This is a genomic window from Tenacibaculum aquimarinum (assembly GCF_022478115.1).
GTDB classification, from domain to species: Bacteria; Bacteroidota; Bacteroidia; order Flavobacteriales; family Flavobacteriaceae; genus Polaribacter; species Polaribacter aquimarinum_A.
Genome location: NZ_JAKGSC010000004.1, coordinates 1 through 13,012 on the forward strand (window position 1 = coordinate 1; position 13,012 = coordinate 13,012).

Here is a 13,012-nt window from a genome sequence, read left to right on the forward strand (position 1 = left end):
CTAACAACTAACAACTAACAACTAACAACTAACAACTAACAACTAACAACTAACAACTAACAACTAACAACTAACAACTAACAATATGAACGTTTGTTTTTTAATGTATCCATGGGAAAGTATAAAAGCCCCAGAGAACGACACTTCTTTAACTCTCATTCACGAATGTGTAAAAAGAGGTCATGGTGTTGCAATTTGCTCGCCATCTAATTTAACTATTAGAAATAGCGTTACTAGTGCTTTTTGTACAATTTTAAAGCGTGCAGAAAAAGTTCCTGCAAATTTAAAGACGTTTCATAAAAAAACAGAACTTAGAGAGGAAATGCTGCCTTTAGCAGGTTTTGACATTATTTTTATGAGGGCAGAACCGCCTTTAGATCCAATAATGTTAAACTTTTTAGACTCGGTAAAAGATGATGTTTTTATAATAAATTCCGTTCAAGGAATGCGTGTAGCAAACAATAAATTATATACAGCTGTTTTTGAAGATCCAAATAATGAAATAATTCCTGTAACACACGTTTCAAAAAATAAAGATTATTTAGTTAAAATGATTGAAGAATCTAATTCAGATAAAATGATATTAAAACCCTTAAATGGTTTTGGTGGTTCTGGAGTTATTTTAATAGAAAAATCTGCAATGGGAAACATTAATTCTCTTTTAGATTTTTATATAAATAAAGGTGATGGAAATTCCGATTATGTTATTCTTCAAGAATATATTGAAGGTGCAGATAAAGGAGATGTTAGAATTTTATTGTTAAATGGTTTGCCAATTGGAGCTATGAAACGTGTTCCTGGAGATAAAGATCATCGATCTAATGTTTCTGCTGGAGGTACAATTGAAAAACATAAACTTACTGCACAAGAAAAACTATTGTGTAAAAAAATTGGACCCAAATTAGTGAAAGACGGATTGTATTTTGTTGGTATAGACGTAATTGGAGGTAAGCTTGTGGAGGTTAATGTAATGAGTCCAGGAGGAATTACTTACATGAATAGAGTTTATAAAACCAAAGTTCAAGAAAAAGTAGTTGATTTTATGGAAAGTAAATACCTTGAAAGAAATGCTGCGTTTATTAGAAAATCGGATTTAAAAAGACAAGTAGACGAAGCATAAAACAGTTGGCAGTTTTTAAGTTAGCAATAAAAAATAATATTTGTAAAAATAGAAGTTGATAAAAGTTGATAAACCTATAGTTTCAGTAGATTGGCTACATCAAAATATTGATGCAGAAAATCTTATTATTTTAGATGCTACAATTCCTAAAGTAGGAACTAAAAATGAAGTAAAAATCAATAAAAAGGTTATTCCAAATACTCGTTTTTTTGATATAAAAAATACATTTTCTGATAAAGAATCGCAGTATCCAAATACTATTTTATCTGCTAAAAATTTTGAGGAAGAAGCACAAAACCTAGGAATTAACAAAAACACATGTATAGTTGCTTATGATGATTTAGGAGTGTACGCTTCGCCCAGAGCTTGGTGGATGTTTAAATTAATGGGTTTTGATAATATAGCGGTTTTAGATGGAGGTTTTCCTGCTTGGGAAAAAGCTAATTTCAATACAGAAAAACCAAAGAAAAACCAGTTTACAAAAGGAAATTTTATAGCTGATTATCAATCAGAAAAAATAAAAGTAACTGAACAAGTTTTATCAGCAACCAAAAACAATACTATTTTAATTGCTGATGCTCGTTCTAAAGGAAGGTTTTATGGAACTGAACCAGAACCAAGAAAAGAAATTAGAGGAGGTCATATGCCAAATTCGGTTAGTTTACCTTATGGAGAAATACTTTCTAACGGAAGGTTAAAATCAACAGAAGAATTAAAAAGAATTTTCGAAGAAATAAACCCAACAAGTAGCTCCTTAATTTTTTCTTGCGGAAGTGGAATTACAGCTTGTGTTTTAGCTTTAGGAGCAGAAATTGCTAACATTAAAAATTACGCAGTATATGATGGTTCTTGGACAGAGTGGGGAAGTAGAACAGAATTACCAATTATTAAATAATAAATTATGACACAAAATTGGACAAAAGAAGAATTTACAGCATATGTTTTATTATATGTTGCACAAAGTAATTACATAGAGACGGAAGATGAAAGCAATTATATTTTATCTAAAGTAGATGAAAAATCGTTTAATGCAATTCATACAGAAATTGTACATGATAACGATTATCAAAGTATGGAAAAAATTAAGCAATATTTGTTAGATAATAAATATTCAGATGAAGATAAATCAAAGTTAATTAAAGAGATTAAAGAAGTCTGTTTTGCTGACGGTTCTGTAGATATTTTAGAAAAGAATGCATTTATGTTTTTAAAGAAAATATTAAAGTAATGGAAAAGTTATCTGTTGAAGAAATTATTCATAAAATTAAAAATGAAGAAATTTTTGAAGCCGTTTCATCAGATTATTCATTTACAATAAAGATTGAAGAATATGTTCCGTATGCTTGTGGAGCTGTACATGATGGAAATCAATTTAGAAAAGAATTGTGGGATAATTGTAAGCATACAGCGTATGAACGTTGGTTTGAAGAAGACCCGGAAACCAAAGAAATGGTTAAAACGCATCCAATAATTATAGCAGGTTTGGATTCTCGGTTTGAGTACGATTTAAATCGCCCACCAGAAACTGCAATTTACACAGATGCTTGGGGAAAACAATTATGGCATAAAGAATTACCGAAAAGTCAAAAAGAGAAAAGCTTAGTTAAGCATGCTAATTTTTATAAAGTAGTTAAAGCTTTAGTTGAGAAGTTAGAAGAAAAATTTGGAGTTTGTATTGTGTATGATATGCACAGTTATAACTGGAAACGTTGGGATAGAGAAGTGCCAACTTGGAATTTAGGAACCTCAAATATCGATAATAACCGTTTTGGTGAAGAAGTAGAATCTTGGCGTAAAGTTTTAGAAAAAATGCCATTACCAAACTTAATAAAATCAACTTCAAAAATTAATGATACATTTCAAGGAAATGGATATTTTTTAAAGTTTATCACTCAAAATTTTGACAATACTTTAGTCTTAGCAACAGAAATAGCAAAAGTGTATTGTGATGAGTTAACACAAACAATGTTTCCTGAAGTTGTGCAAGCCGTAGAAAAATATTTAAGAATTGAATTAAAAAAACACGCAGAAAACTTTTATAAAAAGCATAAAGCGTAACTTTGTGCCGTAATTTTTGCAATTGATTTATGATGAATGACACTTCTTTAAAAACAGCATCACTTTTTAAAATAGATAATTATGTAGATAGTTTGGTTAAAAAAATTGAACTATTAAGCTACGTAAATCCAACAAATATAGAAGAACAAAAGCAACTGTTTTTTGATTCAAATTACTTTACAGATCCTAATTTTGTATATCCTAAAAGAGATTTTGATAAGTTTAAATTACATAGAGAGTTTTTTACCCAACCGCTAGAAGAAATAGAAGACGAAAGATTACGTAATTTGTATGAAGAAATCATCTATTTTTATTCAGGTTTAATACAATGTATTGAAACTGTTGGAGAAGGTAAGAGGTTTTATTACAATAGTTTACATTCATTCGGAACGCCTACAGAACAAGATGTAGAAAACGCAAAATTTATTCTTCATTTTAATGCTGAAGATGAAGAGTCAGAGATTTTTCAACCAAAATACTCACCAAAAGAAGCCGAAGATTTATTTAGAAATTACGCCAAACAATACGATTTTACATTCGATATAAAATATTCTAAAACTATGGGAGCAATTGCTATGGTTTTAAATAATATTCAAACGTTAGTTTTAAATGAAAACCATACGTTTTCAGAAAATGAAATGGGTATTTTAACAAATCATGAAATTGGCGTACACATGGTTACTACAATGAATGGTTTATTACATCCATTAAAAATATTTTCTCATGGATTTCCAGATAATGTAGAAACACAAGAAGGTTTAGCAGTTTTTAGTGAATATATGTCCGGAAACTTAACTGTTAGAAGGTTAAAAGAATTGGCTTACAGAGTTTTAGCAGTAGATAGTTTAGCTAAAGGATATTCATTTTCTAAAACATTTAGATTACTACATAACACGTATGATTTAGAAAGAGAACAAGCTTTTTATATAACAACAAGAGCACATCGCGGAGGAGGTTTTACTAAAGATTACTTATACTTAACGGGTTTAAAAAAAGTATACGATTATTATAATGAAGGCAAAGATTTAAAATTACTATTAACAGGTAAAGTTTCTTTGGAGTTTGTAGATGATATTACTTATTTACTTGAAAATAAATATGCAACGCCAATAAAGCATTATACTGATGCTTATTTAAAAAATAATAACAAAAATAAAACAATAGACTTTATTTTAAACTCTTTAAAATAAACTTATTCAATAAATTTAGATTTTAATTCTTTAGTAGGAATCATACAGCTTTCTTTTTTACCGAACCATTTATAACGGTTTTTAGCAATAAAATCATACACAAGATTTCTAATTACTGAAGGAAATACCCAAAATAGTTGTGTCATTTTCCAAAAACCACCAAAATTAGCAGCTATTTTTAAAGCAGCAGAAGATTTAATGGTGTAGGAATAGTTTTCTTCAACCAAGATAATAGAATCAATTTTAGTTACATCAATCTTTAAATGGTTGGTAATTTCTTGTCCAATGTTAGATTGTAATGAAGCAAAAACAAAAATATGATGCTTGTCAAACTTAATTATTTTTAACACTGCGTTATTACACAAGTTGCAAACACCGTCAAATAAAATTAACTTTTTTCCTTTTGGAATATTCATCATTATCAGTTACTTAAATAATTATTGCAAAAATATAAGATATTTTGTAACAAAAAATTATTCTCGGCGTCTTATGGTAAGTACTCGTAAAATTAACAGCTTTTAACAAAAGATTAATAAGCATAATTTATAACAAATAGTACTATTGTATAAAATTAACTAACCAATGATTCGAATAGAAAAACTACACAAATCTTATCCAATAGGTAAAGATTCACTTCACGTTTTAAAAGGTATTGATTTACATATAAAAGAAGGAGAATTTGTTTCAATTATGGGGTCTTCTGGTTCTGGTAAATCTACATTGTTAAATATTGTTGGTTTATTAGATTCTCATGATGAAGGAGATTATTACTTAAATGGACAGTTAATTCAGAATTTAAATGAAAAAAAAGCAGCAATTTTACGTAATAAATTTTTAGGTTTTGTATTTCAATCTTTTAATTTGATTTCTTACAAAACAGCTTTAGAAAATGTTGCTTTACCATTGTCTTATAAAGGAATTGCAAGAAAAGAACGTTTAAAAATTGCGCAAGAATATTTAGAAAAAGTAGAATTAGGACCTTGGGCACATCATTTACCAAATGAACTTTCTGGTGGTCAAAAACAACGTGTTGCAATTGCAAGAGCTTTAGCAACAAAACCTAAAGTTGTATTAGCAGATGAGCCAACTGGAGCATTAGATTCTACCACTACAGATTCTGTAATGGGACTTCTTAAAGATATAAATGATGAAGGAATGACAGTTTTTGTTATTACGCATGAAGAGGAAGTTGCAGAGCAAACCAAAAGAGTTGTACGCTTAAAAGATGGTGTAATTATTAGTGATGAATTAACATCTATAGGAAAAGCAAAAGCAAAAGCCCTTTAATTATGTTTGATTTAGACCGTTGGAGAGAAATATTTCAAAGTATCAATAAAAACAGATTAAGGTCAATTTTATCTGGTTTTACTGTAGCTTTTGCAATTCTGTTATTCACACTGCTTTTTGGAATAGGAAACGGTTTACAAAATACCTTTAAGAAAGAATTTGCAGGAGATGCAACTAACTCCGTTTATATTTGGGCAGGTAGAACAACTAAGCCTTATAAAGGTTTACAAAGTGGAAGAAGAATTCAGTTTAAAAATGACGATTACGAGTTTTTAAAGAAAGAATTTGATAATGAAATTCAATTTATTAGTCCTAGAATTCAAAGAAGTGCAAATGTAACTTATAAAACCAAAAACGATACTTATACCATAAGAGGTGTTTATCCAGGTTACGATGTCTTAGAATCTATTTCTATGGCAGATGGTAGGTATTTAAACTTATTAGACTTAAAGAGCAAATTAAAAGTTGTTGTAATTGGTCAAATGGTTGAAAAAGATTTATTTAATGGTTTAAGCGCCTATGGAAAAAACATTAACCTTGGCGGTATAATTTATAAGGTAATTGGTGTGTTTACAGATCCAGGAGGAGATAGTGATGAGCGTTACATTTATATGCCATACACCACAATGCAACAAATTTACGGAGGAAACGACAATATTGGAGATTTTGGGATGACTTACAATCCAAAATTAAGCATTGATGCTGCAATTGCTTTTGGAAATAAAATGAAAAGAGCTTTGCAAAAAAGACATGATGTTTCTCCAAATGATCAACGAGCAATTAGAGTAAATAATTACGCAGAAGACAATAGACAAGTGTCTACAATGATGCTTGGATTAAACATATTAATATTAGTAATTGGTTTTGGAACTTTAATAGCAGGTATTGTTGGGATCAGTAATATTATGGTTTATGTAGTAAAAGAACGCACCAAAGAATTAGGTATTAGAAAAGCATTAGGAGCAAGCCCTGGTTCTATTATTACAATGATAATGTTAGAATCGGTATTAATAACAGCACTAGCAGGTTATTTAGGTTTGGTAGTTGGTGTAGGAATTTTAGAGTATATAGGACCAAGTTTAGAAAAGTATTTTATTTTAAACCCAGGAGTTTCAACTTCTACAGTAGTTGCTGCAACAATAACACTTATTACAGCAGGTATTATTGCTGGTTATTTGCCAGCAAAAAAAGCAGCACAAATTAAACCCATAGTAGCATTAAGAGCAGATTAATATGAAGTTTTTATTCGATTCAGATACTTGGCAAGAAATTTACGGAAGCATCCGTAAGAACATGACTAGAACCGTTATTACTATTTTCGGTGCTTTTTGGGGTATCTTATTGTTAGTGTGTTTGTTGGGGGCGGCAAGAGGTATTGAAAATAGTTTCAATTCGTTATTTGGAGATTTTGCAACAAATAGTTTATTTATTGGTGGAGGTAGAACTTCAATGCCGTTTAAAGGCTTTCAAGAAGGAAAACAAATTTCACTTAATATAAATGATGTAGATGCTATAAAGAGAGAAGTTAAGGGTATTGAGTTTGTTGTGCCAAGAAACGCAACTGGCGGACAAGTAACACATGGTTTTAAAACAGCAAATTTTACAGTTTTTGGAGATTATCCAAAATTAGATAAAGTACAGAAGAAAAATATGGTTTATGGTCGTTTTATCAACCAAAATGATATTAATGAAAACAAAAAAGTTTGTGTTATTACTGAAGAGGTTTACAAACAATTATATGATAAAGAAGAAGAAGCTGTAGGAAGTTATTTAAAAGTAAACAGTATTAGTTTTTTAGTTGTTGGCGTGTATAAAGCAGGACAATTTGAAGGAAATACATCAGTACATATACCATTTAGTACATTTCAGTTAATTTATAACAAAGTAGATGAGTTTGCATGGATGATGGTTACTGGAAAGTCTGGATTTGACATTGAACAAGTAGAATTTGATGTGAAATTATTATTAAAAAATTTACACAAAGTACATCCAGAAGATAATAGAGCGTTTGGAGGATTTAACCTAGGAAAAGAAATAGGTAAATTAACAGGGTTTTTAACAGGTATGCAGTTTTTAACTTGGTTTGTAGGTATTGCAACATTAATTGCAGGGGTTTTTGCAATTGGTAATATTTTATTAATTACGGTAAAAGAACGTACAAAAGAAATTGGTATACGAAGAGCGTTAGGAGCAACTCCAGCTAAAATAAAACAACAAATAGTATTAGAGTCTGTGTTTTTAACATTATTAGCAGGTTCTTTCGGTATAATTGCTGGAGGAGTAATTTTAATGCTTATAGATGCTGCAGACACATTTTTAGTAAATCCAACAGTAAATATACCAGTAGTATTAATAGCATTTTTACTACTAGTAACCTTAGGAACATTAATAGGTTTTATACCTGCATATATTGCTACAGTAGTAAAACCAATTGAAGCATTAAGAGACGAATAATAAATTAAGAATAAGCAAGCAAAAATAAATACAAATGAAAAAAATTATCATTTTTGGTGGAATAGCATTAGCTTTAATAGCAGTGTTAATTTGGTTCGGAAAAAAGAACAGCGCATCACCTGTTAAATACGAAACTGAAAAAGCATTTAAAGCTACAATTGTTAAAAAAACTGTTGCTACAGGTAAAGTACTTCCTTTAGAAGAAGTAGAAATTAAGCCTCAAATTGCTGGGATTATAGATAAAGTTGTAGTAGAAGAAGGAGCAATTGTAAAAATTGGAGACCTTATTGCAACTGTTAGAGTTGTACCAAACGAGCAGTCTTTAACAAGTGCAAAAGGGCGAATTAACTCTGTAAAGATTCAATTAAACAATGCTAAAACACAATACGATAGAAATAAAAATCTTTTTGAAAAAGGTGTAATTTCTCGTACGGCTTTTGAAGCATCTGAATTAAGCTATAATCAAGCTAAAAACGATTTAAGCAATGCCAATAATGATTATCAAATTATCAAAAAAGGATCTGTAGGTTCCTCTGGAGCAAACACAAATATTAGAGCAACAACTTCTGGTATGGTTGTAGAAATTCCTGTTAAAAAAGGATATCAAGTTGTGCAAACTAACGGATTTAATGCAGGTACAACTATCGCAACAATTGCAGATATGAGTAAAATGATTTTTGAAGGTCAAGTAGATGAATCTGAAGTTGGTAAACTAATAAAAGATACCGAATTAGAAGTGTCTTTAGGAGCAATTGAAGACAAAAAATTCCCTGCAATTTTAACTTTTATTGCACCAAAAGGAACAGAAGAAGCAGGTGCAGTTCAATTTAAGATAAAAGCAGATGTAACTTTAGATGATGAGCATTTTATTAGAGCAGGTTATAGTGCAAATGCAGAGATTGTATTAGAAAAGAAAGACAGTGTTTTATCTATAAAAGAAGCTTTATTAAGGTTTGACAAGAAAACTGAAAAGCCTTATGTAGAAGTTAAAACAGGAGAAGATACTTTTGAGAAAAAAGAATTAAAATTAGGAACTTCAGATGGTGTAAATGTTGAGGTTTTAGAAGGCGTTACTAAAGATGACGACATTAAGATATGGAACAAAGCAACTAAAGAAACAAAAGAGAATAAGAATAATTAGTAATTAAAAATTGTTTTTGATTTTTGTTAGATTGAAGAGGAGATTCATTAAGTTGAATTTCCTCTTTTTTGTTTCCTGTTATTCCTGCGAAAGCAGGAATCTATAAAACCTTATAAATATTTACTGAAGTAAATAACTAAATCCAATTTCAAGACCTAAAACGTTATAACCGTCGTTTGGTAATTGAAAATTAAGGTTAGAAACATGTCCAAAGTTACTTCCTAAATAGATAAAAGTTCTAGTCGAGGTCTGGTAATTAAAGCCTAGAGAAAAGTTCTCTATAAACGTAAAACCTTTTGCTAAACGCTCCGTTTCTGTATCAATATAAGAAAACCCAAGTCCAATTGTAAATTGTGTGTCTAGTTTAGTAGTAAGTTGTTTTTTTATACCCAATCCAAATTCTAAACTATATAAATTCATAGCTTTTCTTTCGGCATATATTTCACGTAATTCTAGATAATTATCTCCATATCTAGGTTGTACAAAAGGTGGGTTTAATAATTTATGACGTAAAAACTGAATTTGAGGTTGTGCAATCAATTCAAAATTAAGTTGCTTCCAAGAACCTAATTTGTAAAATAATTGACCTTTATAAGTGTTGGTTTGGTAAGAATAATCTTTATCATCAAACAGAAAATTCTTTTCGTTTGCATGATTAAAAAGCAAGCCAATTTTATAAGGAGAGAATTTACTTTTGTTAGATTCTTGTCCGTATGAAGAAGAAATCATACAGACAAAAATCAATAATATATAGGTGTTAAGAGAACATTTTTGCAACATTCTCAGCTTTTCTACTTTCAGAATAATCATAAAAACCTTCACCAGACTTTATACCTAATTTACCAGCATTTACCATGTTTACTAATAACGGACATGGAGCATATTTTGGATTTTTAAATCCATCATACATTACATTTAAGATAGATAAACAAACATCAAGCCCAATAAAATCAGCTAATTGTAAAGGTCCCATCGGATGCGCCATTCCTAATTTCATAACAGTGTCAATTTCAACAACACCGGCAACACCGTTGTAAAGTGTTTCAATAGATTCGTTAATCATTGGCATTAAAATACGGTTTGCCACAAAACCAGGATAATCATTTACTTCAACCGGAATTTTATTAATTTTCTTGGTCAAATCCACAATAAAATCCATAGTTTCATCAGAAGTATTGTAGCCTCTAATTATCTCAACCAGTTTCATAATTGGCACAGGATTCATAAAATGCATTCCAATAACCAACTCAGGTCTTTTAGTAACACCTGCAATTTGAGTAATAGAAATTGAAGAAGTATTTGTAGCCAAAATTGTATCAGCAGGACAAACTTCATCCAATTCTTTAAAAATTTTCGCTTTCAATTCGGCATTTTCAGTAGCAGCTTCCACTACCAAACTAGCATTTTGCACACCTTCTTTTATAGAAGTGTACGTTGTAATATTTCCTAAAGTTCTGTTTTTATCATCCTCAGAAATTTTTTCTTTAGCAACCATTCTATCCAAATTCTTGGTAATTGTTGCCATTCCTCGGTCTAAACTAGCTTGAGAAATATCAATTAATTGAACATTATAATCAAATTGAGCAAATGTATGCGCAATTCCATTACCCATAGTTCCAGCTCCAATAACAGCTATATTTTTCATGTTTCTTATTTAAGTATTTAATAATTTAAAGATTAAAATATTCAACCTTTAATCATTTATTTTTTCAATTTTTTAATAATTATTTTGGGCGTTTTAACAGGCTTTCGCTACTCGCTTTTTTTAGTTTTGTTCTCGATATAAATTTTTTTCATACTTCAAAAATTCACTCGAACTGACAACTAAAAAAGAGCTTAAACAAACCGCTCAATCCCTAACGCACGTACTTGCTAACTTCCTTCTTCAAACTTCAAACTTCTTTCTTCCTTAAAAGCAATCAATAATCATTTGTGCAACTCTAAGTGCTTCTGTTCCCTGAGTTAAAGAAACCACAGGAACGGTATCATTATTTACAGCATCTGCAAAAGACTCTAATTCATCTAAAATTGCATTATTTGGTATTACATCCGGATTCTCAAAATAGATTTGTTTTTTAACACCTTCAGCATTTTGTAAAATCATGGCAAATTCTCCCGGATTTTCAGGAGCATCTTTCATTTTTACAACTTCAGATTTTTTCTCAAGAAAATCAACAGAAATGTAAGCATCCTTCTGAAAAAAACGTGTTTTACGCATGTTTTTCATAGAAATTCGGCTTGCTGTTAAGTTAGCAACACAACCATTTTCGAACTCAATTCTTGCATTTGCAATATCTGGAGTTTCAGAAATAACTGAAATTCCGCTTGCATGTACATTTTTCACGTTAGATTTTACAACCGATAAAATAATATCAATATCATGTATCATTAAATCCAACACCACAGGAACATCGGTTCCACGCGGATTAAATTCTGCCAATCGATGACATTCAATAAACATAGGAGTTTCAATCTTATCTTTAGCGGCAATAAAAGCAGGGTTAAAACGCTCTACATGACCAACTTGCCCACGAATATGTTTTTGACTTGCCAACGTTCTAATAGCTTCCGCTTCTTGTAAGGTATTAGTAATTGGTTTCTCTATAAAAATATGTTTCCCTTTTTCTATGGCTTGTTTTGCGCAATCAAAATGCGATAATGTTGGAGTTACAATATCAACAATATCTACAGCATCAATTAAATCTTCTACAGAAGAAAATAATTTATAACCAAATTCTTTGGCAACTTTTTCAGCATTTTCAGTAAATGGATCATAAAAACCTACTAACTCATATTTCTCTGATTGATTTAATAAACGAAGGTGGATTTTACCTAAATGACCAGCTCCTAAAACGCCTGCTTTTAACATATAAAAAGTATTTTATTGATTGTTTTTAATTGATTTTTATGAAAAAAACCAACGAAAACAAAGATACAATTTTATAGCATATTTCTCATAAAGAAACTTGTGGAGTCTTAAAAAGAAAATAGTAGTTAAATAGGATTAAAAAATATTATTAATTAATCTCAATTATCGAGTAATTTATTTAGATTAATTACTATTTTTAGCTTCACAAATATGAAAGATACTGCAAAACATCAAGGACTTAGAAATCAGTTAGCTGCTGTTCTAGAAGCCAAAGGAATTACTGATAAAAAAGTTTTGAAAGCAATTAAACAGATTCCTCGACACTTATTTATAGATTCTAGTTTTGAAGCACATGCTTATCAAGATAAAGCGTTTCCAATTGCTGCAGATCAAACAATCTCTCAACCTTATACAGTTGCATTTCAATCGCAAACTTTAGAAGTAAAGCCAGAAGATAAAGTCCTAGAAATAGGTACAGGTTCTGGTTATCAAACGGCAGTTTTGTTAGAGTTAGGAGCAGAATTATATTCCATAGAAAGACAACACGAATTGTTTAAAAAAACATCACTGTTCTTACCAAAATTAGGTTATAGAGCAAAGAAATTAATTTTTGGAGATGGTTATAAAGGTTTACCAGAACAAGCACCTTTTGATAAAATTATAGTAACTGCTGGTGCACCATTTGTGCCAAAACCGTTGTTAAGTCAGTTAAAAGTAGGAGGTAAGCTGTTAATTCCTGTTGGAGATACCACACAAATAATGACGCTCTTTATTAGAAAGTCACCAAAAGAATTCGAAAAACACGAACTTGGAGATTTTGCTTTTGTACCAATGTTGGAAAAGAAGAATTAGACTTAAATTTTTAGTTTTTAATGTCTCACTCAAAATTAATA

14 protein-coding genes are annotated in these 13,012 nt (G+C 30.1%); 10 read left to right on the plus strand and 4 right to left on the minus strand.

Features of this window, described 5'->3' with window-relative positions; translation table 11 throughout:
- The first annotated feature begins 85 nt into the window (after positions 1-85).
- The 5 genes from gshB to L1S33_RS09655 are packed head-to-tail and all read left to right on the plus strand — an operon-like array spanning position 86 to position 4,368.
- The gene (gene gshB, locus L1S33_RS09635; protein ID WP_240562173.1) at positions 86-1,120 is read left to right on the plus strand and encodes a glutathione synthase; all 1,035 of its coding nucleotides are present in this window, start codon (positions 86-88) and stop codon (positions 1,118-1,120) included.
- A 55-nt stretch (positions 1,121-1,175) separates the two neighbouring features.
- Entirely contained in the window at positions 1,176-2,015 is an 840-nt protein-coding gene (locus L1S33_RS09640) for a sulfurtransferase (protein ID WP_240562174.1), read from the plus strand.
- Positions 2,016-2,021: 6 nt separating this feature from the next.
- Positions 2,022-2,348 carry a hypothetical protein gene (locus tag L1S33_RS09645; protein WP_240551974.1) on the plus strand — a complete coding sequence of 109 codons (327 nt, stop codon included), beginning with the start codon at positions 2,022-2,024 and terminating at the stop codon, positions 2,346-2,348.
- Positions 2,348-3,178, plus strand: coding sequence for an N-formylglutamate amidohydrolase (locus L1S33_RS09650; protein WP_240562175.1), 831 nt, complete (start codon positions 2,348-2,350; stop codon positions 3,176-3,178). The genes L1S33_RS09645 and L1S33_RS09650 overlap by 1 nt, the downstream gene beginning before the upstream one ends.
- A 32-nt stretch (positions 3,179-3,210) precedes the next feature.
- A complete protein-coding gene (locus L1S33_RS09655; protein ID WP_394801772.1) occupies positions 3,211-4,368 on the plus strand; it encodes a flavohemoglobin expression-modulating QEGLA motif protein in 1,158 nt (385 codons plus the stop codon).
- A gap of 2 nt (positions 4,369-4,370) precedes the next feature.
- Here the strand turns inward: L1S33_RS09655 and L1S33_RS09660 are convergent, their stop codons facing one another.
- Positions 4,371-4,787 (minus strand): thiol-disulfide oxidoreductase DCC family protein, encoded by a 417-nt coding sequence (locus tag L1S33_RS09660; RefSeq protein WP_240562177.1) that lies wholly within the window; start codon positions 4,785-4,787, stop codon positions 4,371-4,373.
- A gap of 163 nt (positions 4,788-4,950) precedes the next feature.
- On the opposite strand from L1S33_RS09660, the gene L1S33_RS09665 reads away from it, so the two are divergent.
- Genes L1S33_RS09665 through L1S33_RS09680 form a run of 4 tightly spaced genes read left to right on the plus strand, consistent with a single transcriptional unit; the run spans position 4,951 to position 9,250 of the window.
- Positions 4,951-5,655 carry an ABC transporter ATP-binding protein gene (locus L1S33_RS09665; protein WP_240562178.1) on the plus strand — a complete coding sequence of 235 codons (705 nt, stop codon included), beginning with the start codon at positions 4,951-4,953 and terminating at the stop codon, positions 5,653-5,655.
- Between the two features lie 2 nt (positions 5,656-5,657).
- Positions 5,658-6,887: an ABC transporter permease gene (locus tag L1S33_RS09670; RefSeq protein ID WP_240562179.1), complete on the plus strand. Its 1,230-nt coding sequence runs from the start codon at positions 5,658-5,660 to the stop codon at positions 6,885-6,887.
- A 1-nt stretch (position 6,888) separates the two neighbouring features.
- Positions 6,889-8,109 (plus strand): ABC transporter permease, encoded by a 1,221-nt coding sequence (locus tag L1S33_RS09675; protein ID WP_240562180.1) that lies wholly within the window; start codon positions 6,889-6,891, stop codon positions 8,107-8,109.
- Positions 8,110-8,143: 34 nt separating this feature from the next.
- Complete coding sequence (locus L1S33_RS09680; RefSeq protein ID WP_240551980.1) at positions 8,144-9,250, plus strand: efflux RND transporter periplasmic adaptor subunit; 1,107 nt, start codon at positions 8,144-8,146, stop codon at positions 9,248-9,250.
- Positions 9,251-9,370: 120 nt separating this feature from the next.
- Here L1S33_RS09680 and L1S33_RS09685 read toward each other — a convergent pair whose 3' ends face one another.
- The 3 genes from L1S33_RS09685 to L1S33_RS09695 all read right to left on the minus strand — a co-directional run bounded on the left by L1S33_RS09685 (position 9,371) and on the right by L1S33_RS09695 (position 12,119).
- The gene (locus tag L1S33_RS09685) at positions 9,371-9,979 is read right to left on the minus strand and encodes an acyloxyacyl hydrolase (RefSeq protein WP_240551981.1); all 609 of its coding nucleotides are present in this window, start codon (positions 9,977-9,979) and stop codon (positions 9,371-9,373) included.
- A gap of 28 nt (positions 9,980-10,007) precedes the next feature.
- Positions 10,008-10,895: a 3-hydroxyacyl-CoA dehydrogenase family protein gene (locus L1S33_RS09690; protein ID WP_240562181.1), complete on the minus strand. Its 888-nt coding sequence runs from the start codon at positions 10,893-10,895 to the stop codon at positions 10,008-10,010.
- Positions 10,896-11,159: 264 nt separating this feature from the next.
- A complete protein-coding gene (locus L1S33_RS09695; protein WP_240551983.1) occupies positions 11,160-12,119 on the minus strand; it encodes a Gfo/Idh/MocA family protein in 960 nt (319 codons plus the stop codon).
- Between the two features lie 210 nt (positions 12,120-12,329).
- On the opposite strand from L1S33_RS09695, the gene L1S33_RS09700 reads away from it, so the two are divergent.
- The gene (locus L1S33_RS09700; RefSeq protein WP_240551984.1) at positions 12,330-12,971 is read left to right on the plus strand and encodes a protein-L-isoaspartate(D-aspartate) O-methyltransferase; all 642 of its coding nucleotides are present in this window, start codon (positions 12,330-12,332) and stop codon (positions 12,969-12,971) included.
- Positions 12,972-13,012: the final 41 nt, after the last annotated feature.

Coding starts and splice junctions, on each gene's coding strand:
- L1S33_RS09680 (WP_240551980.1), top strand. CDS start 8,144: ATGAAAAAAATTATCATTTTTGGTGGAATAGCATTAGCTTTAATAGCA.
- gshB (WP_240562173.1), top strand. CDS start 86: ATGAACGTTTGTTTTTTAATGTATCCATGGGAAAGTATAAAAGCCCCA.
- L1S33_RS09650 (WP_240562175.1), top strand. CDS start 2,348: ATGGAAAAGTTATCTGTTGAAGAAATTATTCATAAAATTAAAAATGAA.
- L1S33_RS09665 (WP_240562178.1), top strand. CDS start 4,951: ATGATTCGAATAGAAAAACTACACAAATCTTATCCAATAGGTAAAGAT.
- L1S33_RS09670 (WP_240562179.1), top strand. CDS start 5,658: ATGTTTGATTTAGACCGTTGGAGAGAAATATTTCAAAGTATCAATAAA.
- L1S33_RS09700 (WP_240551984.1), top strand. CDS start 12,330: ATGAAAGATACTGCAAAACATCAAGGACTTAGAAATCAGTTAGCTGCT.
- L1S33_RS09690 (WP_240562181.1), bottom strand. CDS start 10,895: ATGAAAAATATAGCTGTTATTGGAGCTGGAACTATGGGTAATGGAATT.
- L1S33_RS09695 (WP_240551983.1), bottom strand. CDS start 12,119: ATGTTAAAAGCAGGCGTTTTAGGAGCTGGTCATTTAGGTAAAATCCAC.
- L1S33_RS09645 (WP_240551974.1), top strand. CDS start 2,022: ATGACACAAAATTGGACAAAAGAAGAATTTACAGCATATGTTTTATTA.
- L1S33_RS09675 (WP_240562180.1), top strand. CDS start 6,889: ATGAAGTTTTTATTCGATTCAGATACTTGGCAAGAAATTTACGGAAGC.
- L1S33_RS09660 (WP_240562177.1), bottom strand. CDS start 4,787: ATGATGAATATTCCAAAAGGAAAAAAGTTAATTTTATTTGACGGTGTT.
- L1S33_RS09655 (WP_394801772.1), top strand. CDS start 3,211: ATGAATGACACTTCTTTAAAAACAGCATCACTTTTTAAAATAGATAAT.
- L1S33_RS09685 (WP_240551981.1), bottom strand. CDS start 9,979: ATGATTTCTTCTTCATACGGACAAGAATCTAACAAAAGTAAATTCTCT.